General features: G+C 63.5%; 19 protein-coding genes and 3 tRNA genes. 14 read left to right on the forward strand and 8 right to left on the reverse strand.

Annotated features, from left to right (window positions below):
• The first annotated feature begins 15 nt into the window (after positions 1–15).
• Together ABD283_RS01605 and ABD283_RS01610 are read left to right on the forward strand one after the other, a co-directional pair.
• Positions 16–477, forward strand: coding sequence for a peroxiredoxin (locus ABD283_RS01605; RefSeq protein ID WP_344223313.1), 462 nt, complete (start codon positions 16–18; stop codon positions 475–477).
• Positions 477–1,391 carry a Sir2 family NAD-dependent protein deacetylase gene (locus ABD283_RS01610; protein WP_344223314.1) on the forward strand — a complete coding sequence of 305 codons (915 nt, stop codon included), beginning with the start codon at positions 477–479 and terminating at the stop codon, positions 1,389–1,391. Before ABD283_RS01605 ends, ABD283_RS01610 begins: the two co-directional genes overlap by 1 nt.
• A 92-nt stretch (positions 1,392–1,483) precedes the next feature.
• On the opposite strand, the gene ppgK is transcribed toward ABD283_RS01610, so the two are convergent.
• Positions 1,484–2,323 (reverse strand): polyphosphate--glucose phosphotransferase, encoded by an 840-nt coding sequence (gene ppgK, locus ABD283_RS01615; RefSeq protein ID WP_344223315.1) that lies wholly within the window; start codon positions 2,321–2,323, stop codon positions 1,484–1,486.
• A 72-nt stretch (positions 2,324–2,395) separates the two neighbouring features.
• Positions 2,396–3,292 (reverse strand): type I methionyl aminopeptidase, encoded by an 897-nt coding sequence (gene map, locus ABD283_RS01620; RefSeq protein WP_344223316.1) that lies wholly within the window; start codon positions 3,290–3,292, stop codon positions 2,396–2,398.
• Between the two features lie 189 nt (positions 3,293–3,481).
• Here map and ABD283_RS01625 point away from each other — a divergent pair, with 189 nt between their 5' ends.
• Entirely contained in the window at positions 3,482–3,658 is a 177-nt protein-coding gene (locus tag ABD283_RS01625) for an SPOR domain-containing protein (protein ID WP_344223317.1), read from the forward strand.
• Between the two features lie 69 nt (positions 3,659–3,727).
• On the opposite strand, the gene panB is transcribed toward ABD283_RS01625, so the two are convergent.
• Positions 3,728–4,582: a 3-methyl-2-oxobutanoate hydroxymethyltransferase gene (gene panB / locus ABD283_RS01630; protein ID WP_344223318.1), complete on the reverse strand. Its 855-nt coding sequence runs from the start codon at positions 4,580–4,582 to the stop codon at positions 3,728–3,730.
• Between the two features lie 166 nt (positions 4,583–4,748).
• Here panB and glnA point away from each other — a divergent pair, with 166 nt between their 5' ends.
• Together glnA and ABD283_RS01640 are read left to right on the forward strand one after the other, a co-directional pair.
• Positions 4,749–6,092 (forward strand): type I glutamate--ammonia ligase, encoded by a 1,344-nt coding sequence (glnA, locus tag ABD283_RS01635; protein WP_344223319.1) that lies wholly within the window; start codon positions 4,749–4,751, stop codon positions 6,090–6,092.
• Positions 6,093–6,103: 11 nt separating this feature from the next.
• Positions 6,104–9,175 carry a bifunctional [glutamine synthetase] adenylyltransferase/[glutamine synthetase]-adenylyl-L-tyrosine phosphorylase gene (locus ABD283_RS01640; protein ID WP_344223370.1) on the forward strand — a complete coding sequence of 1,024 codons (3,072 nt, stop codon included), beginning with the start codon at positions 6,104–6,106 and terminating at the stop codon, positions 9,173–9,175.
• Between the two features lie 152 nt (positions 9,176–9,327).
• Here ABD283_RS01640 and ABD283_RS01645 read toward each other — a convergent pair.
• Positions 9,328–9,403 (reverse strand) — tRNA-Arg (locus ABD283_RS01645).
• Positions 9,404–9,701: 298 nt separating this feature from the next.
• On the opposite strand from ABD283_RS01645, the gene ABD283_RS01650 reads away from it, so the two are divergent.
• Complete coding sequence (locus ABD283_RS01650) at positions 9,702–10,313, forward strand: single-stranded DNA-binding protein (RefSeq protein WP_344223320.1); 612 nt, start codon at positions 9,702–9,704, stop codon at positions 10,311–10,313.
• Between the two features lie 147 nt (positions 10,314–10,460).
• Entirely contained in the window at positions 10,461–12,143 is a 1,683-nt protein-coding gene (gene ettA, locus ABD283_RS01655) for an energy-dependent translational throttle protein EttA (RefSeq protein WP_344223321.1), read from the forward strand.
• Between the two features lie 81 nt (positions 12,144–12,224).
• On the opposite strand, the gene ABD283_RS01660 is transcribed toward ettA, so the two are convergent.
• On the reverse strand, positions 12,225–13,121 hold the full coding sequence (locus ABD283_RS01660) for an acyl-CoA thioesterase (RefSeq protein ID WP_344223322.1): 897 nt from the start codon (positions 13,119–13,121) through the stop codon (positions 12,225–12,227).
• 71 nt (positions 13,122–13,192) lie between these two features.
• Here ABD283_RS01660 and ABD283_RS01665 point away from each other — a divergent pair, with 71 nt between their 5' ends.
• Both ABD283_RS01665 and ABD283_RS01670 read left to right on the forward strand, forming a co-directional pair.
• Positions 13,193–13,633 carry an acyl-CoA thioesterase gene (locus ABD283_RS01665; protein WP_344223323.1) on the forward strand — a complete coding sequence of 147 codons (441 nt, stop codon included), beginning with the start codon at positions 13,193–13,195 and terminating at the stop codon, positions 13,631–13,633.
• Positions 13,630–14,343 carry a DUF8185 domain-containing protein gene (locus tag ABD283_RS01670; RefSeq protein WP_344223324.1) on the forward strand — a complete coding sequence of 238 codons (714 nt, stop codon included), beginning with the start codon at positions 13,630–13,632 and terminating at the stop codon, positions 14,341–14,343. Before ABD283_RS01665 ends, ABD283_RS01670 begins: the two co-directional genes overlap by 4 nt.
• A gap of 83 nt (positions 14,344–14,426) precedes the next feature.
• On the opposite strand, the gene ABD283_RS01675 is transcribed toward ABD283_RS01670, so the two are convergent.
• Positions 14,427–14,837, reverse strand: coding sequence for a globin (locus tag ABD283_RS01675; protein ID WP_344223371.1), 411 nt, complete (start codon positions 14,835–14,837; stop codon positions 14,427–14,429).
• Between the two features lie 122 nt (positions 14,838–14,959).
• The gene (pepN, locus tag ABD283_RS01680) at positions 14,960–17,533 is read right to left on the reverse strand and encodes an aminopeptidase N (protein WP_344223326.1); all 2,574 of its coding nucleotides are present in this window, start codon (positions 17,531–17,533) and stop codon (positions 14,960–14,962) included.
• A gap of 226 nt (positions 17,534–17,759) precedes the next feature.
• Here pepN and ABD283_RS01685 point away from each other — a divergent pair, with 226 nt between their 5' ends.
• Positions 17,760–18,272, forward strand: a complete 513-nt coding sequence (locus tag ABD283_RS01685; RefSeq protein ID WP_344223327.1) for a ribose-5-phosphate isomerase — start codon at positions 17,760–17,762, stop codon at positions 18,270–18,272.
• A gap of 2 nt (positions 18,273–18,274) precedes the next feature.
• Complete coding sequence (locus ABD283_RS01690) at positions 18,275–19,198, forward strand: Fpg/Nei family DNA glycosylase (protein WP_344223328.1); 924 nt, start codon at positions 18,275–18,277, stop codon at positions 19,196–19,198.
• Positions 19,199–19,438: 240 nt separating this feature from the next.
• On the opposite strand, the gene ABD283_RS01695 is transcribed toward ABD283_RS01690, so the two are convergent.
• Positions 19,439–19,509, reverse strand: a tRNA-Gly gene (locus ABD283_RS01695).
• 182 nt (positions 19,510–19,691) lie between these two features.
• Here ABD283_RS01695 and ABD283_RS01700 point away from each other — a divergent pair.
• The 3 genes from ABD283_RS01700 to ABD283_RS01710 all read left to right on the forward strand — a co-directional run bounded on the left by ABD283_RS01700 (position 19,692) and on the right by ABD283_RS01710 (position 22,116).
• Positions 19,692–19,764, forward strand: a tRNA-Pro gene (locus ABD283_RS01700).
• 109 nt (positions 19,765–19,873) lie between these two features.
• Entirely contained in the window at positions 19,874–21,223 is a 1,350-nt protein-coding gene (gene tig, locus ABD283_RS01705) for a trigger factor (protein ID WP_344223329.1), read from the forward strand.
• A gap of 290 nt (positions 21,224–21,513) precedes the next feature.
• The gene (locus tag ABD283_RS01710) at positions 21,514–22,116 is read left to right on the forward strand and encodes an ATP-dependent Clp protease proteolytic subunit (protein ID WP_344223372.1); all 603 of its coding nucleotides are present in this window, start codon (positions 21,514–21,516) and stop codon (positions 22,114–22,116) included.
• Positions 22,117–22,156 lie beyond the last annotated feature (40 nt).

The following is a 22,156-nucleotide window of genomic DNA, read 5'->3' on the forward strand; positions in this document are numbered from 1 at the left end:
CCAGGAGTTGCTCCTATGACCTCCGTCGGGTCTCCCGCGCCGGATTTCACCCTGCCCAATCAGCACGGTGAAGCCGTGACGCTGTCGCAATTCCAGGGCAGCCCCGTGGTCCTCATCTTCTTCCCGTTCGCCTTCTCGCCCGTGTGTACGAGTGAACTGTGCTACTTGCAGGATCACCCCGAGGTGTTCGAGAAGAGCAACGCCAAGGTGCTGGGCATTTCCACGGACAGCTATTTCACACTGGATGCGTTCGCGCGCCAGGAATCCTACGATTTCGAATTGCTGTCCGATTTCTGGCCGCACGGTGAAGTGAGCCGTCGCTATGGCGTGCTCGCGGAGGATGGGGGCTACGCCAACCGCCACACCGTAGTGCTGGATTCGCGGGGCACGGTGGTGGACTACTTCGAGTCGGACGTCATGGAACCCCGGCAGCTGGAACGCTTCGAACAGGCACTGGCCAAGCTCGAGCAGTACTGATGCCGGTCCGGGTGATCCGCGCCGGATACGGTGCGCCCGTTGACGCGGCACTTTTTCCGGATCCGAACGCGCTCGACGCCGCCGCTGGGCTTCCCGCGGCGGCTTCCGCCTTGAAGGGGCGGCAATTGGCCGTCCTCACGGGCGCGGGCGTCAGCACCGATTCGGGTATTCCCGACTACCGCGGCCCGGAGGCCAAACCGCGAACACCCATGACCTATCAGGAGTTCATGGGGTCGGAGCGGATGCGGCGTCACTATTGGGCGCGTAATCAGTTCGGTTGGCATTTCGTGGCTAACGCGGAACCATCCGCCGCCCACGCAGCGCTGGCCGTTCTGGAGCGCCGGGGCATTGTGCGGGGCATCATCACGCAGAACATCGACCGGCTGCACCAGAAGGCCGGGAGCATTGATGTCCTGGACCTGCACGGAACCCATCAGAGAGTCATCTGCACCCGCTGCCGCACCAGCATTCCGCGTCATGTCGTCTCCGACCGCTTGGATGCGCTCAACCCCGGCTTCTACGACGACGTCGCCACGCGCCACGACATCGAGTACGCACCGGACGCGGACGCGACCATTGAGCACACCGAACACTTCGAAGTCCTGGACTGCCCAGTGTGTGGTGGGATCCTCAAGCCTGACGTGGTGTTCTTCGGAGAGAACGCGCCACCGGAACGCGTGCGCTATGCCAAATACATCGTTGACCGAGCTGAGGCCCTTCTGGTGGCCGGAACGTCACTGACCATAAATTCCGGCAAGCGATACGTGCGGCGCGCGGCGAATAATGGGATTCCGGTGGTGATCGTCAATCACGGCGTCACGGGCTCGGATCACCTGGCTGCGGTGAAGATCGACGCCAGCGCGGGGGATTTCCTGCGATCGCTGACAGATGAACTGCTGAGTGATCTTGATTGAACCCGCATGGATACATAAACTAGGACATGAAGATCCCGTTGGGAATGCGGAGGGGAAGCCGCGGTCCCAACGGGATTCTTTACGTTCTGCAGTTACTTTTTCTTGTCCGGATCGATCATCGTCTTGGCAACCTGGGACTCGCGGCTCTGCTGAGCCCACAGTGCGGCGCCCACGATGCCGGCGTTATTGCGCAATTTGGCGATCTCCACGGGCGTCTTCAGCTCCAGATACGGCACGAACTTCTCCGAGTTCTTGGACACGCCACCGCCAATGATGAACAGGGACGGGGAGAACAGGAATTCCACGTGCGAGAAGTAGCGCTGCAGACGCTTCTTGGCCCACTTCTTCCACGGCAGGTCCTCACGTTCGCGCGCGGCTGCCGAGGCCTTGGTTTCGGCATCGTGGCCGTCGATCTCCAGGTGACCCAGCTCAGCGTTGGGAACTAATTGGCCGTTGAGGATCATGGCGGATCCGATTCCGGTGCCCAGGGTGATGACCATGACCAGACCGGTCTTGTCGCGGCCGGCACCGTAATAGGCTTCGGCGAGCCCGGCGCCGTCGGCGTCGTTGAGGGCTTCGACCTCGCGCCCGAGAGTCTCGGTCATGAGAGCATCCACGTCCGTGCCGATCCACGACTTGTCCACGTTCGCGGCGGAGAGCGCCACGCCGTCCTTGATGATGGCGGGAAACACGATGCCCACGTGTGAGTCCGGGGCCGGAGCGCCCGGGCGGGACTGCAGTTCGGCAACGATCTGCTTGACCACGTCTGCCACGGCCTCGGGGGTCGCCGGTTTGGGGGTGGGGATCCGGAACCGCTCTCCCACGAGTTCCCCGGTACTGAGATCGACGATCCCACCCTTGGTGCCGGTACCGCCGATGTCGATACCGATACCCAGTGTTGACGGGGCCTGCGATGCGTTGGTGGGGCTCATGAACGGTCCTCTCGGTTCACGGTGAAACCAGGTGGGCAGGGGCATGTTCCACGCCCCAGGTGTGCGGTCAGTTTACCGCAGGGTGAGGACGTCCACGCCGTCCTCGGTCACGACCATGGTGTGCTCGAACTGAGCGGTGCGGCGCTTGTCAGAGGTGGTGATGGTCCAGTCGTCGTCCCACTGGTCCCACGCGATCGAGCCCAGGGTCAGCATGGGTTCGATCGTGAAGATCATGCCCGGCCGCATCTCCGTGTTGTAGGAGGGGGCGGCGTCGTAATGGGGGATGATCAGACCCGAGTGGAACTCGCGGCCCACGCCGTGGCCGGTGAAGTCGCGGACCACGCCGTAGTTGAAGCGCTTGGCGTACTTCTCGATGACCCTCCCGATCACGTTGATCTCCCGCCCCGGGCGGACCGCCTTGATGGCGCGGTTGGTGGCCTCGCGGGTGCGCTCGACCAGCAGGCGGGAGTCTTCGTCCACGTTGCCCACCAGGAAGGTCGCGTTGGTGTCACCGTGCATACCGTTCTTGTACGCGGTGACGTCCAGGTTCACAATGTCCCCGTCCTCGAGCACGGTGGAATCCGGGATGCCGTGGCAGATGACCTCGTTGATGGAGGTGCAGATGGACTTGCGGAATCCGCGGTAGTCCAAGCACGAGGGGTAAGCACCGTGATCGCACATGTACTCGTGTGCAATGCGGTCCAGCTCATCGGTGGTCACACCGGGCTGAGCGGCGGCACCGGCCAGTTCAAGAGCGCGAGCCGCAATGCGACCGGCCTCGCGTACCAGCTCGATTTCCTCCGCGGTGTACATGTTCGAGTCGTTGCCTTCATTGGCATCCGCGCGGCCCACGTATTCGGGGCGGGTGATCGATGCGGGAACCGTGCGGGAAGGTCCGATAATTCCCGGTTTGAGGTCCCCGACGGGAGCGGTGGATCCGGGAGCTGGGGCCAGGTTGTGCGATGTCACGGTGGGTCGTTGCCTCCAACGGGTTGAAACGATGCGCAGGTGCAGGTCCCTATGCCAGCACTGCGCGGGTCTTGGCACTAGCCTAATCCTTAGACGCTCGGAGCAGAGCCGAGCAGCAGTCCAGGGGCTTCACGCTCCGTGGACTGAACCGTCGAAGGGCGCGTAGCGCCGTGAGAGTGAGGCAATGACATGGCTGAGTACTGGTACAACCTGTACACCAAGCAAGTGGAAGAGGGTCCCAAGGACGACTACCGCCAGCTCATGGGTCCGTACGCAACTCGTGAAGAGGCCTCGCGCGCGCTCAAGACTGCGGCGGAGAACACCAAACGCTGGGACGACGAGGACGCTGCCTACAGGGGTGACTGAACCTGTCTCATGCGAAGGGCCCGGATCTTCCGTCCGGGCCCTTCGCATATCTGATCGCGGGTGGTGGATTCAGCCGCGGAAGCTGTGCTCTTCGGCCGGGAACTGCCCCGATTTCACGTCGGACACATAGCTGCCCACTGCGTCACCAATAGTTTCGGACAGCTGCGCGTACTGCTTGACGAACCGGGGCATCCGCCCGGTTCGCAGACCCAACATGTCTTGCCACACAAGCACCTGACCGGTGGTGACGTTGCCAGCACCGATTCCTACGGTGGGAATCGAGAGAATCTCCTCGACCTCCTCGGCGGCATCCGCGGAGACCATTTCCAGGACCACGGCGAAGGCCCCGGCTGCCTGCACAGCCTGGGCATCGGCAACCAGTTTGGCGGCGGCGTCGCCCTTGCCCTGGACCCGGTAGCCGCCCAGCGCGTGCTCTGACTGCGGGGTGAACCCCACGTGCCCCATCACGGGGATGCCCGCGCGCACCACGGCGGCAACGTGGTCGGCCAGCTCCTCGCCGGCCTCGAGTTTGACGGCATGGGCGCCGGTTTCCTTCATGACGCGCACCGCGGAACGCACGGCCTGTTCGGGGGATTCCTCGTAGCTGCCGAACGGCAGGTCCACGACCACCAGGGCACGTTGTGCCGAGCGGGCCACCGCTGCGGCCAGGGGAATCATGTGGTCGAGGGTGACCGGGATGGTGGTTCCGTAACCCAACACGTTGTTTCCGGCGGAGTCGCCCACGAGCAAGACGTCCACGCCGGCGCCGTCGAAAATAGCGGCCGTCAAGGAGTCGTAGCTGGTGAGCATGGCGAATTTCTCACCCTGCGCCTTGGCTCGCTGCAAATGCACCGTGCGCACGCGGGTCACGTCGCTGAGCGAGGGGGTCTTGGCGGCCTGGTCTGACTGGGGCGTAGCGGTCATTTCTCCAGGGTACCGCCGACGACGCCGCGCTTGCGGGGATCCCGCTCGTCGCGTCTGCGTGTGGGGACCTGCCGTTAGAGTTGGGGTAGCGGCTCACCTGTGACGGAGACGTCACCGGGTCGCGAGCACAACCGAAACACGGACGAGACACACGAGGTGGCCCCACATGGATCGGCAGCAAGAATTCGTTTTGCGAACCATTGAGGATCGTGACGTGCGATTCGTGCGTCTGTGGTTCACGGATGTCGTGGGAACGCTCAAGTCCGTAGCTCTGGCGCCCGCAGAGGTCGAATCCGCTTTCGACGAGGGACTCGGCTTCGACGGTTCATCCATCGAAGGGCTCTCGCGCGTCTATGAATCGGACATGCTGCTCCAGCCGGACCCCTCCACGTTCCAGCTGCTGCCGTGGCGCGGCGACGACGAGCCCACGTCCCGCATGTTCTGCGACCTCAAGACACCGGACGGCGAGCCGTCCGCTTCCGATCCGCGAGGAGTGCTCCGCAGGGTTCTGAACAAGGCCGCGGACATGGGATTCACGTGCTACACCGCGCCCGAGATCGAGTTCTACCTGCTGCGGTCCTCGGAGCTGGACCCCCAGACCGGTGAGCCCACTCCCGTGGATTACGAGGGCTACTTCGATCACGTCCCGGGCGGCGTGGTTCAGGACTTCCGCCGCACCGCCGTGAGCATGCTCGAGGCCGTGGGAATCTCCGTCGAGTTCTCCCACCACGAGGCGGGCCCGGGCCAGAATGAGATCGACCTGCGCTACGCGGACGCGCTGCAGACGGCGGACAACATCATGACGTTCCGAACCATTGTCAAAGAAGTGGCGCTGTCGCAGGGGATTTATGCGACGTTCATGCCCAAGCCGTTTTCCCGCCAGCCTGGGTCGGGCATGCACACCCATTTCTCGTTGTTCGAAGGTGACACCAACGCGTTCTACGAGGCGGGTTCGGAATTCAGGTTGTCCAAGACCGGCCGACACTTCATCGCCGGCCTGCTGAGGCACGCACCCGAGTTCACGTCCGTGACCAATCAGTTCGTGAACTCGTACAAGCGGCTCTGGGCCGGCGACGAAGCGCCGTCCTACATGTCCTGGGGTCACAACAACCGCTCCGCACTGGTGCGGGTGCCGCTGTACAAGCCGGACAAGGTGCAGTCCTCACGCATCGAGTACCGGGGTATCGACTCGGCCACCAACCCGTACCTCTCCTATGCGGCCCTGTTGGGAGCGGGCCTCAAGGGCGTTGAGAACGAATACGAGCTGCCGCCGGTCGAGATGGACGATGTCTTCGCAATGTCCAGCGCCGAACGCCGTGCAGTGGGGCACCAGCCGCTCCCCACAAGCCTGCACGAGGCCATTCGCCAGACCGAGGAATCGGAGTTCATGGCGGAGTTGCTCGGCGAACAGGTCTTCGACTCCTTCCTGAGGAACAAGCGCCGCGATTGGGACAACTACCGGGTGGAAGTCAGCCCCTATGAGCTGCGCACCAATCTGGGGATCCTGTAGGCGTGGGGGATATGGGGACCACGGGAGGTACTGCCAAGGAGCGCGCGGAAAAGATTTCCGGAAAGCGGCTGATCTCCATCGGATTCGCGGATGTCACCAATGCCAGGCGCTGGCTGGGGTTCCGTGAGCTCGATGATGTCGATCTTGAGTTGCTGCTCGACGGTCTGTCCCACGCGGCATCCCCGGACGCAGCGTTGCAGTTGATCGTGCGTTTGATCGAACATCATCCGAAGATCACAGACCGGGTCAATGGCGATCCTCAGAAGTCAGAAACTATGTTTCGATTGTTGGGTGCCTCCGAAGCCCTCGGTGAATTCTTGCTGCGGGCCCCTGAGAATCTGGATCTGCTGGACATCGAACCCCAGGACAAACCCGGTCACGACAACGCGGACGTTTTCCGTGACGCTCTGCTCGAATCAGTCGGGGCAGACCCCGCATCGGAGATTCCTACCGCCACCGTGACCGGCGCGGACGCCTACAAGGCGCTGCGGGTTGCTTACCGGCGGGGCATCACCAAGGTGGCCATCCGCGACGTCGGCGCCCTGGACCCCGTCGAATACATGCCGTCGGTGGGCCGTCAACTCGCCGATCTGGCCGGGGCCGCGGTGGAAGCCGGGCTGGCCGTGGCACGTGCCGAGGCCAACGAACAATGGGATCAGGCGCTCGTGAATCAGGTGCGTTTGGCCGTGATCGGGATGGGCAAATGTGGCGCCCGCGAGCTGAACTATATTTCCGACGTTGACGTCGTGTACGTCGTCGACGTCAAGGCCGCGGACCAGGGTGAAGTGCCGGACGAGCAGCTGGCCACCGAGATTGCCACGAACTTGGCCACCGGGATGGCCCACGCCATCATGACGTCCGGTACGGAGCCGGCACTGTGGGAAGTGGATGCCAACTTGAGGCCGGAGGGCAAGGACGGCCCACTCGTCCGCACTCTGGATTCCCACGTGCGTTATTACAAGCGGTGGGCAAAATCGTGGGAGTTCCAGGCGCTGCTCAAGGCACGTGCGATCGCCGGTGACAAGGAACTGGGCGAGCGCTACGAGGAGGCCATCGCTCCGTTCGTGTGGTCTTCGGCGGAGCGCGAAGGATTCGTGGAATCAGTCCAGGCCATGCGGCGTAGGGTCACGGATAATATTCCCGAAGCGGATCGGGACCGCCAGATCAAACTGGGCCCGGGTGGGCTGCGCGATGTCGAGTTCACGGTGCAGTTGCTGCAGCTCGTGCACGGACGCAGTGACGAAACGGTGCGTACCAAGGCCACCACTGATTCGCTGGTCGCCCTGGCCGCGGGCGGGTACACCTCGCGCAGTGACGGCGAAGAGTTCCACCGTAATTATCGGTGGCTGCGTTTGCTCGAGCACCGCATCCAATTGTTCCGAATGCGCCGCACCCACCTCATGCCTCGCGACGAGCGAGAGTTGTCCGTGGTGGCACGTTCCGTGGCTGGCGCGGGGGAGACCCGTCACCCCACGGGCAAGGCGCTCACGGAGGACTGGACCAAGATCAAGCGCACCGTGCGCACCATGCACGAGCGGATCTTCTACCGTCCGATGTTGGCTGCACTGGCCAATGCGCCCACGGATACGACGCTCACCACAGAATCTGCGCTCGACCGGCTGGCGGCACTGGGCTATCAGGACACCAAGGCGGCCATGCGGCACATCGAGACGCTGTCGCGCGGGGTGAGCCGGCGAGCGGAAATTCTGCGCACTCTGCTTCCGGTGCTGTTGGACTGGATCGCCCAGGGCGTGGACCCGGATGCCGGTCTACTCAACTTCCGGAAGATCTCCGAGGCCATGGGCAGCACCCCGTGGTTTCTGCGGTTGCTACGGGACTCGAACGCGGCGGCCGAGCGATTGTGCCAGATCCTGTCCAGCTCCCGGTATGTTTCGGACCTGCTGGAGACCTCCCCCCAGGCCATCGCCTGGCTGGGCGATGATCCACAGCTCCGCCCGCGCGCCCTGGATGAACTGGCCAAGGAAATGCGCACCCAGCTGCAACGGCACCCCGAGCCGGAAGAAGCCATCCGTGCGATCCGCCAGATACGACGCCGCGAGCAGCTACGGATCGCGCTCGCCGACACGAGCGGGTTGGCTTCGGTCGAATCGGTCGTGACAGGGCTGTCCAACGTGGACCAGGCCACGGTGATGGGGGCTCTGTACATTGCCCAGCGAGAATTCTGCGACGGTGATGACAACGAGGCGCTGGCGGACGTCATGGTCGTGGCCATGGGGCGGCAGGGTGGTCGGGAAATCGGTTACGGATCTGACGCGGACGTGATGTACGCCTTCGAGCCGCGTGACGGAGCCGAGGCCAGCGACGCACGCTCCCAGGCCGAGAAGATCTTCGCGCGCATGGTGCAACTGCTCAAGATGCCGTGCAAGCCGCCCATCATTGCGGAGCGCACGCTGGAGATCGACAACGATCTGAGGCCGGAAGGCAAGCAAGGTCCCATGGCCCGTTCGGTGGAATCCTTCGCGCAGTACTACGACCGCTGGGGCCAGACCTGGGAGTTCCAAGCGCTCACTCGTGCTCGACACATGGCTGGCAACGAGGACGTGGCCACGGCTCTGGTTCGGGTGTTCGATCGCTATCGGTATCCCGCCGATTTCAGTGATCGTCAGCTCATTGACGTGCGCCGAATGAAGGCGCGCGTGGAGAGCGAACGGATGCCGCGCGGTGCCGATCCCAACCGCCAGCTGAAACTTGGCCGCGGTGGACTCTCGGATGTGGAATGGCTGGTGCAGTTGCTGCAACTGCAGCACGGTCACGAGGCCGAGGGTTTGCGCACCACGTCCACCCTGGCTGCACTGGAAGCTGCGGTCGAGGCCGATCTGCTGGCACCCCAGGACGCCCAAGTACTCAAGAGCGCGTGGACTCTGGCAACGGCCATTCGAAACGGCAACGTGTTGCGCTCGGGCCGGTCCTCCGACTCCGTGCCCTCGCGCCGCGTGGACCTGGAAGCCGTGGCCCGGTGGATCGGCTACGAACCAGGTTCGGCGTCACAGCTGGAAGAGGATTACCTGCGGATCACCCGGCAATCGCGCACCGTGTTCGAGCGGGTGTTCTACGGACACTAGGAGTTGCAGTAAGTAGCTGGGCACCTAAGCAACGTAGGTATAACGCACGCTGGGGCCGTTAGGACCGACTGCAGCGACTGAGGGGCCGTTGGAACCCTTTTCCCGAGTGGGAGGGGTTCCAACGGCCCCTCAGATGTAACCGCAGGATTTTTTGGTGCCCCGAGAGGGAATCGAACCCCCGACCAAGAGATTAGAAGGCTCCTGCTCTATCCACTGAGCTACCGAGGCGGAGCGCATGAAGCGCCAATACAGTGTAGCAACGGTTGAGCAGGTGCCTCACGTCTGAGGACCGCGCGGGTCATGTCGGGGTGTGACCGGGAACTGGCCCGGAGCCTCGGCCACGGCGCTGTCACTGCACAGGCGCTGGCCAAGAGCTCCACCGTGTCACTCATCCACATCTGGCGGATGTGCTGGATCGAGTGTCCGTGACGAGGGGCACGGTTGAGGCACCCCTGGATTTCGGGGCACCGGTTCCGTCCTCGCCGTTTCATGAGTTGCGGGGATGGCTCACACGAAGGAGCATCCCATGCCCGAGCACATCACCCTCCGAGGATTCGTTGGCAAAGATCCCGAATCCCACCTGTTTGACGACGGCACCGTTGCCGCGCGCTTCCGTCTCGCCACCACCACGCGTCGTTTCGACGCGGACAAGAACACCTGGGTGGATATCAGCACCAATTGGTATTCCGTACGGTGCTTCCGTGGATTGGCCATGCACGTGATGAACAGCGTGCGCTGCGGACAGCCGGTCATCGTGACCGGCAAGCTTCAAATCCAGGAGTGGATGTCTGACAACGGCCCGCGCACCACGGTTCAAGTGGATGCCACGGCCATCGGCCACGACCTCAACTTCGGCACGGCCAACTTCTCCCGGACGGGCGGGCAAGGACAGCGTCCGCTCAATGCTCAGGGTGGCAGTGAGGAATCCGCAGAGCCAGCGGAAAGCGGGAACAAGATCGGCGGTCTGCAGGAGCACGAGCGACTGGACGAGCACGGTCACGGGGAGATCATCGCATCTGATCCCGATGACACGTTCACCCCGTTGAGCCACCTGACCCGGGGAATGGACGTGAACGAGAACGCCGATGAGGATTCAGAGTCCGGGGATCGCACTCCCGTGGGGGTGGGCAGCGACTGAGAACCCATCGATCACAATGTCCCACCGCGCGTTACCGGGGTCCCTGTGTGACCCCGGTAACGCAACCGAGCGGCGTCGGCGGGGGAGCTGCGTGCTGGGAGCTGAACATGGCTCGAAGAGGCACGTGGGCGCGGTAGCCTGGAGGGTATGGCGGAATTCATTTACACCATGTCCAAAGCCCGCAAGAAAGTGGGCGACAAAGTCATTCTGGACGATGTCACCATGTCGTTCTACCCCGGCGCCAAGATCGGCGTTGTGGGTCCTAACGGTGCCGGTAAGTCGACCATCCTGAAGATCATGGCTGGCATCGACCAGCCCTCCAACGGCGAGGCCCGGCTGAGCCCCGGTTACTCCGTGGGCATCCTGCTGCAGGAACCGCCGTTGAACGAAGAGAAGACCGTTCTGGGCAACGTCGAAGAAGGCGTTGGCGAGATCAAGGGCAAGCTCGATCGCTTCAACGAGATCTCCGCCGAAATGGCCGAGCCCGATGCGGACTTCGACGCGCTCATGGAAGAAATGGGCAAGCTCCAGGAAGAGATCGACGCCGCGAACGCGTGGGACCTCGACTCCCAGCTCGAGCAGGCCATGGATGCGCTGCGTTGCCCGCCGCCCGAGACGGACGTCAAGGTTCTCTCCGGTGGTGAGCGTCGTCGTGTCGCGCTGTGCAAGCTGCTGCTGCAGAAGCCCGATCTGTTGCTCCTCGATGAGCCCACTAACCACCTGGACGCCGAGTCCGTGCTGTGGCTCGAGCAGCACCTGGCCGCCTACCACGGCGCTGTTCTGGCCGTGACTCACGACCGGTACTTCCTCGACCACGTGGCCGAGTGGATCTGTGAGGTCGACCGCGGCCGCCTGTACCCCTACGAGGGCAACTACTCCACCTACCTGGATACCAAGGCCAAGCGCATGGAGGTCCAGGGCAAGAAGGACGCCAAGCAGGCAAAGCGTCTCAAGGAAGAACTCGATTGGGTTCGTTCCAACGCCAAAGGCCGTCAGTCCAAGTCGAAGGCGCGTCTGGCTCGCTATGAGGAAATGGCGTCGGAAGCCGAGAAGACCCGCAAGTTGGACTTCGAGGAAATCCAGATTCCCCCGGGCCCTCGCCTGGGCAACCTGGTCATCGAGGCCGACAAGTTGCAGAAGGGCTTCGGCGACCGTTCGCTCATCAAGGATCTGTCCTTCTCGCTGCCCCGTAACGGCATCGTGGGTGTGATCGGTCCTAACGGTGTGGGTAAGTCCACGCTGTTCAAGACCATCGTGGGTCTCGAACCGCTCGACGGCGGCGAACTCAAGATCGGCGATTCGGTCAAGATCTCCTACGTGGACCAGAACCGCGCGAACTTGGACCCGGAAAAGACCCTGTGGGAGGTCGTCTCCGAGGGTCTGGACTACATCAACGTGGGCAAGGTCGAAATGCCGTCCCGCGCGTACGTCTCCGCCTTCGGTTTCAAGGGACCGGATCAGCAGAAGAAGGCTGGTGTGCTCTCCGGTGGTGAGCGCAACCGTCTCAACCTGGCACTGACCCTCAAGCAGGGTGGCAACTTGTTGCTGCTGGATGAGCCCACTAACGATCTGGACGTTGAAACTCTCGGTTCGCTGGAGAACGCCCTGCTGGAATTCCCCGGCTGCGCCGTGGTGGTCTCTCACGATCGTTGGTTCCTGGACCGCGTGGCCACCCACATCCTCGCCTGGGAAGGCACCGAGGAGAACCCGGACAACTGGTACTGGTTCGAGGGCAACTTCGAAGCCTACGAGGAGAACAAGGTGGAGCGTCTCGGCGCCGAGGCCGCACGCCCCCGTCGCCTCACCCACCGTCGTCTCACCCGCGACTAAGGGCAAACACGAGTTCGACGATGCCGCCCCGGGACCTTTCGCACGAAAGGTCCCGGGGCGGCGTCGTGGTTTATGTGGTCGCTAGTCCGACTGGAACTCGGGCAGGCGCATCATGCCCTCCTGAGCGGTCGTGGCGATCAATGTGCCGTCCTGAGTGAACATTCGACCGACACCCAAACCGCGCGCCGAGGATGCGCTGGGGGAGGCCTGGACGTAGAGGATCCACTCGTCCGCGCGGGCGTCGCGGTGCCACCACATGGCGTGATCCAGGGATGCCACGTTGAGGCCTGGTTCGACCCAGGATTTGCCGTGGCGTCGCAGCACGGGCTCGAGCATCGTGTAGTCGGAGGCATAGGCCAGGGCCGCACGATGGATGAGAGGGTCGTCGGGCAACGGGGCCAGGGCCTTGATCCACACGGCGTTGTACGCCTCATTGGTGCCGCGCCACGGAAGGAAGAGCGGTTCGGTCACGTAGCGCATGTCGAAGGGCCGCTCGAACGCGGTGGCTCGCGCTTCCGGAAGATCAATACTGCCCAGCAGGTCGCGCAGCGTGGGGAGGGACTCGGGATCCGGCACGTTCTCCGGCATTTCGTCCTGGTGGTCCAACCCGTCCGCCCTGGACTGGAAGGAAGCGATCATCGACAGAATGGTTTTGCCGTCCTGATAGGCGTGGATGCGCCGTGCAGAAAACGAACGCCCGTCGCGAACGCGCTCGACCCCGAAAGTGATGGAGAAATTCACGTCACCGGGGCGCAAGAAGTAGGCGTGCAACGAATGGATGGCCCGTTCCTCCGGCACCGTACGCATCGCCGCCATGGCGGCTTGGGCCAGCACCTGCCCGCCGTACACCCGGTTACGCATGCTCGTGATCGTCTGACCGACGAAAATATCCTCGAGGGTTCTGGCCCCTCCACCGTCGGCCAGGTCCAGCATCTGGAGCAGGGCTTTCACGGGTTCCTTCTGGGGATCAACACTCATGAACTCCACTCTAGTGCTGGGCCGGATGTGATCTGATGGGGGACATGACTTCCGTAAGCATCCCCATTCAAATGCGATTCTCAGACATGGACGCCTACGGTCACATCAACAACGTGATCATGGTCCGCTTCTTCGAGGACGCCCGCGTGCGCCTGACTTCTTCCCCCATCAAGGCGGACGCGGACCACGGCATCCCGGAGGACACCACGTTCCGCGAATCCATCGGTGACACCCGCACCGTGGTGGTCCACCAGAACATCGACTACAAGGAACAGCTGTTCTACCGACACGAACCCGTGTACGTGCGCACCTGGATCTCCCGGGTGGGCGGATCCTCCTTCACGATTTCCTACCGCTTGCAAGAAGAGGACGGCTCATCTGTTTACGCGGAGGGGGAATCCGTGATGGTCTTGATGGACCCGGACACGGGCAAGAGTCAAAAACTGTCGGACGATCACAAGGCACTCTTGGATGCTCTGGCAGACGAGGTCAAGGAGCTCGACGAACGATGACACACCCTGGGGGCGCACAGACCCCCGGCATTTCACTGGCCGGTCCCGAGGAAGCCTCTGACCTGGCCACGCTGCTCAGCCGCGCCCGCAGCCTCGACGCGAACGCGGCCGTACGACTGCAGGGATTCGGCCATGCTCTGGCAACCTGGGTCCCGGTGATCTACCCAACGAACATCTTGGATCCCTCACCCGTGGTGCTCGGGTTGCGGGCGGTGTCCCTGGCTCATCCCACGGACATTGATCTCACGGTCCCGGCGTCAGCCATTCTCGACCGGCTGGCGCGGTTTTCATTGTCCGATCCCGCGCTCAAGAGCGAACCGGTTCACATCAGTGCGCCGCCGCAGGAAGTTGCAGCGCCGTGGGCCGGGATGGTGGCCCCGCGCGGAGGCTGGACCAAGCGCGGCGTCGTTTCCGCACATCACGTGCGCGATGTCGCCCGCGCCGGTGTCCAGAAAGTCGCGGACGCCGTTCCCACCGATTCCGGGGCCGCCATTGTGTCCAAGGTGCGCTCGGAGATCTGGGGTGCCAGTTCCGGATGGGGACCCATGGAAGTCCCTGATATCCCGGACGGTGCGGCCTTCGGACTGGACGTGCTCGGTTTCATCCCGCCCTCGGAATTCGAGGTTGCCGTGGCGGCCGAACAATCCGGGCAGTGGCTGAGGCTCTCGACAGAGGCCGGTCACGTGGTGGTCAAGAACGGCCAACGCTAAAGAGCTTCTCGGACAAGACGGCAGGGCCGGTGCGTGCACCAGCCCTGCCGTCTTGTTGTTCTGCGTAGCTCGACCAGCGCCGGTCAGCCCGGCCGGTTCACCATGGCGTGAGCCGCACGGTCGAAGTAATCCCACATAATGCCGTCGTGCAGCGGGGACAGCTCCAGGGTGTCCATGGCGGCGCGCATGTGCTTGAGCCATGTTTCGCGCGCCCACGTGTCCACGGGGAACGGCGCGTGTCGCATGCGCAGCCGCGGATGCCCGCGTTCCTCCGAATAGGTGGTGGGCCCGCCCCAGTACTGCTCCAAGAACATCCGCAGGCGGCGTTCGGCCGGCCCCAGATCCTCTTCGGGATACATGGCCTTGAAATCCTCATCCTGGGCCACGCGCTGATAGAACTCCCGGGTGAGCTTGGTGAACGTCTCGTGTCCGCCCACCTGCGCGTAGAACGAATCCGACGACGCCGCTTCGGCCGCCTCTCGTGCGTCACCCACTTGCTGCGGGGGCTGCGTCACGGACTGGGCCGCGGAACGGGAACCCACGGCGCCCAAAGTGAACGTGCGGCGCCCTTCGGGCGGCCCGGCCTGGGGGTTGAGGGGAGGTTGTTGGGAATCACTCATGCGGACGGGGTCTCCTTTGCTGCGGCTGCATCGACCGACTGGGCCGCCACGGCTCGGCGGATGGCATCCTGACGCTCCAATACGATCCGGCGTAGCCCGTTGTGCTCGGAACCCAGCCGGTCCAGGAACCGCTGAGCGTCGTCGACGGTTGCCTGCGCTGCCAGTCGCGGGAACAGACCGGCCGCAATCTGCTGGGACAGCTCATGCGTGCGGGTGGTCCACACGTCGGTGACCGCCTCGAAGTACTTGTCCGCGTACGGGGTTACGAGTTCCTGGTCATGGGCGCGGAAGAATCCCGCGATAGCGGCCTGCTGTTGCGAATTGGGCAGCGAGCCGTCCACCACGATCTGTTGCCACGCGGCAGCCTTGGCCTCGGGCGTGGGAATCGCGGCGCGGGCCGTGGCCGCCGCAATGGCACCGGTTTCCGTGTTGTCCTTGGCCAGGGCGGCGTCGATGTCCGATTCGTTGCGTCGACCTGCGGCGATGAGGGCGATCAGCACCACCCAGCGGGTGTCGGTGTCCATCTCCACACCGGTGGGGATGTTCTCGCCGCGATCGAAGGCATCGAGCTGATCGAACTGCTCGGAGGTCACCGCACGGCGGGCAAAGGCACGGAAGAACTGCCACTGGTGATCCGATCCCGGGGCGGAAGCTTCCACCAACTTCCAGATCGACGCTGCGGAGTCGGCGCGGATCTCGTCCGCGTCCTCCGGCGCCAGGTAGTAATCGAGCACAGTGTCCAACTGCCGTAACTGAACCTGGACCGCGGTGGAATCCGTCTCTCGGCCGATGTTGGCCAGAACCAACTGGACGTACTCGCGGGCCGGGGAAACACCGTCGTGCACGGAATCCCAAGCGGCACCCCACACGAGCGACCTGGGCAGGGACTCTTCGAAATCAGCCAGGTGATTCGAGGCCGTGTCCTGAGAGCACTCGTCCAGGCGGATCTTGGCATAGGCCAGGTCATCGTCATTGAGCAGCACCAGGTCCGGGCGCTCACGGCCCACGAGCTCGGGCACCTCGGTGCGTTCGCCGTCCACGTCCAGTTCGACGCGGTGCGTGCGAACCAGACTGTTGGCGGCGTCGTCGTGATCGTAGAATCCAACGGCCAAGCGATGCGGGCGCAGTGTCGGGTGGCCCTCCTGACCGATCTGCTCTATCGCGAACGAGGTGATCACACCGTCCTGGTCCGCCTCAACGTGCGGGATCAGGGTGTTGACCCCGGCCGTCTCGAGCCAGTGCTCGGTCCAGTCGGTGAGGTCGCGACCGCTTGCGGCCTCGAGCTCGACCATGAGATCCGAGAGTTCGGTATTGGCCCACGCGTGCTTGCCGAAGTACGCGTTGAGGCCGGCCATGAACTCTTCCTGGCCGACCCAGGCGACCAGCTGCTTGAGCACGGACGCGCCCTTGGCGTAGGTGATGCCGTCGAAGTTGACCAGCACGTCCTCGAGATCGCGGATCTCGGCCTTGATGGGGTGCGTGGTGGGCAGCTGATCCTGTTCGTAACCCCAGGACTTCTCGCCGGCCACGAACGTGGTCCACGCGTTGGTGTATTTGGTGTTCTGGGCGCACGCGAGCGTGGACATGTATTCCGCAAAGGACTCGTTGAGCCACAGGTCGTTCCACCAGCGCATGGTCACCAGATCGCCGAACCACATGTGGGCCAGCTCGTGCAATACGGTGATGGCGCGGCGTTCCACGCGGGCCTGGGACGGCTTGGAACGGAAGATGTACTGCTCCACGAAGGTCACTGCGCCGGCGTTCTCCATGGCACCGGCGTTGAACTGCGGGACGAACAGCTGATCGTACTTCTCGAACGGGTAGGGAACTCCGAACTGCGATTCGAAGAACTCGAAGCCCTGCTTGGTGACTCCGAACATTTCGTCAGCGTCAACGTATTCAGACAGCGACTTGCGTGAGTACAGACCCAAATCGATGGTGCGGCCGTCCGAGGATGTCAGCGAATCAGTGATGGACACGTACGGTCCGGCAATCAATGCTGTGATGTAGCAGGACATCACGGGAGTGGGGGAGAACGTCCAGCGGGCCACGCCCTCGCTCACCGCTACCGGCTCCGGGGTGGGCTGATTTGAGACCACGGCCCAGTGATCCGGGGCGGTCACGTCAAAACGGAAGTTGGCCTTCAAGTCGGGCTGCTCGAACACCGGGAACATTCGGCGGGCATCGGCGACCTCGAACTGGGTGTAGAGGTACACCTCGTTGTCCACCGGGTCCACAAAGCGGTGCAGACCTTCGCCGGTGTTCATGTAGAACATGCGGGATTCCACGATCAGTTCGTTGGTTTCCGCGAGATCGGGGAGTTGGATGCGCACGCCGTCGCTGACCTCCGCCGGGTCCAGCTGTTTCCCATTGACGGTCACCGATTCCACTGATGCGGTGATCGCGTCAATGAACGTGTTCGCACCGGGCGTGGCCGTGAAACGAACCGTGGTGCGCGCCGCAAAAGTCTCCGGATTATCCGTGAGATCCAGGACCACATCATAGGAATCGACCGATACAGTCTCCGCCCGTTGGACGGCTTCCTCTCGGGTCAAATTGATTCCGGGCACGTGAGTGATCCTCTCCTCGACAGCTGGGGGCGTGCGCGCCCTAAGCGCGCGAGCATCTAGCCATTATGGCAGTCTGCGGCCAGGATCACACGGCGCGGGCTGTGATCCCTCTGATCAGGGCGATTTCCGGGGCCCACGGTACGGTGGTGAGTGTCAGATTGCCCTCGGCGGATACCCGGGAGAACACCCGCCCGGTACCGCACCTGATCCAGGAGAAACCCCGCTCATGCGCGTGCACATCGCCACCGACCACGCAGGTCTCGAACTGTCCCACTACTTCATCGATCAGTTGTCCGCCGCCGGCTACGACATGGTGGACCACGGCCCCGAAGAGTACGACGCCGCCGACGACTACCCGGCTTTCTGCATCCACGCTGCTCGGGCTGTGAAGCAAGACCGTGACCAGGGCCTGGATTCCCTGGGCATCGTGCTCGGCGGGTCGGGCAACGGTGAGCAGATGGCCGCCAATAAGGTGCAGGGCATCCGCGCCGCACTGGCCTGGAACCTCGACACGGCCAGACTCGCTCGCGACCACAACAATGCGCAGGTCGTAGCGATCGGCGGTCGTCAGCACTCCAAGGAAGAAGCCCTGGAGATCGTTAAGGCGTTCCTCGCCGAAGAATTCACGGCCGAAGAGCGCCACGAGCGCCGCATCGCGCAGCTGGGCGAGTACGAGACCACCGGTGACGTCAAGGGCAAGCTCGACCAGGTCACCGCACGCCCCATCGCCCAGAACTGACCGTGCCTGAAGGTCATTCCGTTCATCGATTGGCACGCCAGCTCGATGATGTCTTTGCGGGACAGTCCCTGCGGGTCTCCAGCCCGCAGGGACGTTTCGCGCCGGGCGCGGCTCAGCTGGACGGCCGCACCCTCACCGGAGCCCGCGCACATGGCAAGCAGCTCTTCATGAGCTTCACTGCCCCGTCCGACGCCGCTGACGTTCTGATCCTGCGCTCACACCTCGGTATTTACGGCGCGTGGAGTTTCGCCGGCGACGAGACGTTCCAAGCGGCGTCGTCCATCGGCGCGCCGCGCAAGGTGGGGGAGCAGGAAGCCGGGTCCTCTGAGGAGACCGCTGTCGAGTACGACGACGCCGGGTTGGTCGTTCCCGCTGCTCCCGTGGGTGCGGTGCGGGCGCGGCTGGTGGGGGAGCACGGGTGGGCCGACCTGCGAGGCCCGGCGTTGTGCACCGTGGAAACTCCCGAGGAAGCTGCGGTCGCCGAGTCCAAGTTGGGTCCGGACCCGCTGGACCCCGATGCGGACCCCGAGCCGTTCATCACCAAGGCCGGGAAGAGCAAACGCCCGATCGCCGTGTTGCTCATGGAGCAGAACGTGGTGGCGGGGATCGGCAACATCTTCCGCGCGGAGTCCCTGTTCCGCCGCGGGGTTGATCCATTCCTACCCGGAACGTCACTGAGCCGCGAAGACCTCGTGGGGCTGTGGGAGGAAAACGTGGCACTCATGAACATTGGCGTACGGGTGGGGCGCATCATCACCACGGACCCCGTGGACCGCCCCGGTGTTCCCGATCACGAAGCTTGGCCCCACCACGGCAACTACGTGTATCACCGTCACGGCCAGCCCTGTCTGCACTGCGGCACCACGGTTTTACGACAGGACCTCAACGGCCGCGCGCTCTACTGGTGCCCGGAGTGCCAGAAGTAGGGGGCCCACGTTCTGTGCGCCGGTGGAACCCACGGGCGCACCTCATGTCTCGTTGGAACCCTTCCTGGCCCCGCCAAGGGGTCCAACGACGCCTCACATGTAGGCCGTGGTTCGAGCGCCACCTCAGAAGCGGAGTCTGGCTGGAGATGGGCCGCCCAATGTGGAGAGGTCCGAGGCCAGGGGGGGAAACAGCACAGCGGCCCCGCACTGAATCAGTGCGGGGCCGCTGTGAGTATCTCGAGGGGGTGACGGGAATCGAACCCGCGTAGCCAGTTTGGAAGACTGGGGCTCTACCATTGAGCTACACCCCCGGGGACACCGAAAGATTACACGAGGGGTCGGGCGCTCGCCAATTCAGCCCCATTTCACCGCTGCCGAGGGCGGAATTTCAGTTCAGAGGCCCATGACACGTTAGACTTGCACGATGTTGGTGTGTCCAGGGTCTATTTTTGTGCCCGCGGGTAGCCAATAACCATCGGAAATACACCGGCAACGGGGTGTAGCGCAGTGGCTAGCGCGCCTGCTTTGGGAGCAGGAGATCGCAGGTTCGAGTCCTGTCACCCCGACGTCTGAGCGCTCATCCGCCATGCAGTGGCAGGGAGCGCTCGTTGACCGACCGGGCCAAACCTTGGCCCGTGAGAACTGTTCATCCACGACCCCAGGAGTACAACGGAAGTGAAGAGCGCCGTCGAGAAACTCAACCCCACCGAGGCGAAGATCACCGTTGAGATCCCTTACGCCGATCTCAAGCCGTTTGTCGCAGAGACGTACAAGCAGCTGGCCGATCAGATTCAGATCCCCGGATTTCGCAAGGGTAAGGTCCCCTCGAAGCTCATCGACCAGCGCGTTGGCTTCGACTTCGTGATCGAAAATGCCCTAAACGAGGGCCTCAACGACTTCTACCAGCAGGCACTCGCCGAGAACGAGTTGACCCCGCTGTCCCAGCCGCAGGTCGAGGTTCTGGCCAAGCCGGAATCCGACAACCGCGAGGCTGACACCAAGGTCGAGATCAACGTGGCCATCCGCCCCGAGATCGAGCTGCCCGACTACAAGGGCCTCAAGGTCGAGGTCGAGGCACGTGAGGCCACGGCAGAGGACGAGCAGAAGGCACTGGACGAGCTACGCGTCCGTTTCGGCACCCTCAAGTCCGTTGACCGTCCCGCTGCCGAGGGCGACCACGTCACCCTGGACCTGCAGGCTCTGGTCGACGGTGAAGAAGTTGACGCAGCCAACGACCTCTCCTACGAGGTGGGCTCCGGAACCATGCTCGAGGGCATGGACGAGGCCGTGACCGGTCTGTCCGCAGATGAGGATGCGACCTTCGAAACCAAGCTGGCCGGCGGCGAGCACTCCGGTGCAGACGCCACCGTCAAGGTCAAGGTCACCGCGGTCAAGGAGCGCGAGCTGCCCGAGGCCGACGACGAGTTCGCTCAGCTGGCCTCCGAGTTCGACACCATTGACGAGCTCAAGGAAGACCTCAAGAAGCAGGCTTCCGAGTCCGCAGTGGTCGAACAGGGCATCGAGGCTCGTGACAAGGTTCTGGACAAGCTCGTGGAGCTCATCGAGGTTCCGGTTCCCGAGAAGGTCATCGAGGATCAGCTGACCCAGCACTTCGATTCGCCGGAGGCCCAGGCTTCCGCCGAGCCCGATCACGACACGGATGAGCACCGCGCCGAGGTTCGCGCCAACGCCGAGACCGCTTTCCGCAACGAGATCATCCTCGATGCAGTGGCCGAGGCCGAAGAAGTCGGCGTGGAGCAGTCCGAGCTGATCGACTACATCATCAACATGTCCCAGCAGTACGGCATGGACCCCAACCAGTTCGCACAGATGCTGGACGGCTCCGGCCAGGCCGGCATGATGGTGGGCGAGGTGCGCCGCCGTAAGGCTCTCGCCAAGGTCCTCGAGTACGCCACGGTCACCGATTCCAAGGGCAACGAGGTGGACCTGTCCGCCTTCGTCGGTTCCGACGATGAAGAGGCCGCTGCCGAAGAGGCAGAGACTGTCGAGACCGAAGCCAAGTAAGCATCCGTGAGCCCGCTTCACGCGGGCGCACAGTGGCTCACAACGACGCCGCAGGGAGCCTTCCACGCGAAGGTTGCCTGCGGTGTCGTCGTGTGTCCGGGACCATGCGCCAGCAGCGAACAATAGGGCTGTGCCCGCGAAACGGCGCGGGTACGGCACTACGCTGCTGAGACAGAAAGTGTTCATGGGTTGCTGTGCGCCCGGCGCGCGTAACCCCGCCCAGAAGAAAGAGGCATTCCATGACCTCCACTCCCATCCAGCCGTACGGTGCCGCACCGGTCACTCCGCGCATGGAGGACGGGGCGCCCAACGGTCAGGACGATTACGTCTACAACCGTTTGCTCAAGGAACGCATCATCTGGCTCGGCTCCGAGGTGCGTGACACCAACGCCAACCTGATCTGCTCGCAGATGCTGTTGCTTTCTGCCGAGGATCCCGAGGCGGACATCTTCCTGTACATCAACTCCCCGGGTGGCTCCGTCACCGCGGGCATGGCCATTTACGACACCATGCAGTTGATCCCCAACGACGTGGTGACCGTGGCCACCGGTCTGGCTGCTTCCATGGGGCAGTTCCTGCTGTCCTCGGGTACCAAGGGCAAGCGCTACGCGACCCCCAACGCCCGCATCCTCATGCACCAGCCCTCCGGCGGCATGGGTGGCACGGCATCCGACATCCGTGTGCAGGCCGAGCTCATCCTGTCCATGAAGAAGCGCCTGGCCGAGTTGACGGCCGAGCAGACCGGTCAGGATCTCGAGACCATCCTTCGCGACAATGACCGCGACAACTGGTTCGACGCCGAGCGTGCCTTGGAATACGGGTTCTTCGACCACATCGCTCAGTCCGCCGGCAACGTGACCGGTGGCGGCGGAACCATGCGGGACTCCAAGTAACCAGCCGTAGCTGTCACGAACCACTTCAAGAATTTCAGGA

The organism is Kocuria atrinae (assembly GCF_039531425.1).
GTDB lineage: Bacteria > Actinomycetota > Actinomycetes > Actinomycetales > Micrococcaceae > Kocuria > Kocuria atrinae.

Bases quoted from the DNA above. Each gene is read 5' to 3' on its own strand.
- ABD283_RS01605 (WP_344223313.1), top strand. From the start codon at position 16: ATGACCTCCGTCGGGTCTCCCGCGCCGGATTTCACCCTGCCCAATCAG.
- ABD283_RS01610 (WP_344223314.1), top strand. From the start codon at position 477: ATGCCGGTCCGGGTGATCCGCGCCGGATACGGTGCGCCCGTTGACGCG.
- ppgK (WP_344223315.1), bottom strand. From the start codon at position 2,323: ATGAGCCCCACCAACGCATCGCAGGCCCCGTCAACACTGGGTATCGGT.
- ABD283_RS01625 (WP_344223317.1), top strand. From the start codon at position 3,482: ATGGCTGAGTACTGGTACAACCTGTACACCAAGCAAGTGGAAGAGGGT.
- panB (WP_344223318.1), bottom strand. From the start codon at position 4,582: ATGACCGCTACGCCCCAGTCAGACCAGGCCGCCAAGACCCCCTCGCTC.
- glnA (WP_344223319.1), top strand. From the start codon at position 4,749: ATGGATCGGCAGCAAGAATTCGTTTTGCGAACCATTGAGGATCGTGAC.
- ABD283_RS01640 (WP_344223370.1), top strand. From the start codon at position 6,104: ATGGGGACCACGGGAGGTACTGCCAAGGAGCGCGCGGAAAAGATTTCC.
- ABD283_RS01650 (WP_344223320.1), top strand. From the start codon at position 9,702: ATGCCCGAGCACATCACCCTCCGAGGATTCGTTGGCAAAGATCCCGAA.
- ettA (WP_344223321.1), top strand. From the start codon at position 10,461: ATGGCGGAATTCATTTACACCATGTCCAAAGCCCGCAAGAAAGTGGGC.
- ABD283_RS01660 (WP_344223322.1), bottom strand. From the start codon at position 13,121: ATGAGTGTTGATCCCCAGAAGGAACCCGTGAAAGCCCTGCTCCAGATG.
- ABD283_RS01665 (WP_344223323.1), top strand. From the start codon at position 13,193: ATGCGATTCTCAGACATGGACGCCTACGGTCACATCAACAACGTGATC.
- ABD283_RS01670 (WP_344223324.1), top strand. From the start codon at position 13,630: ATGACACACCCTGGGGGCGCACAGACCCCCGGCATTTCACTGGCCGGT.
- ABD283_RS01685 (WP_344223327.1), top strand. From the start codon at position 17,760: ATGCGCGTGCACATCGCCACCGACCACGCAGGTCTCGAACTGTCCCAC.
- ABD283_RS01710 (WP_344223372.1), top strand. From the start codon at position 21,514: ATGGAGGACGGGGCGCCCAACGGTCAGGACGATTACGTCTACAACCGT.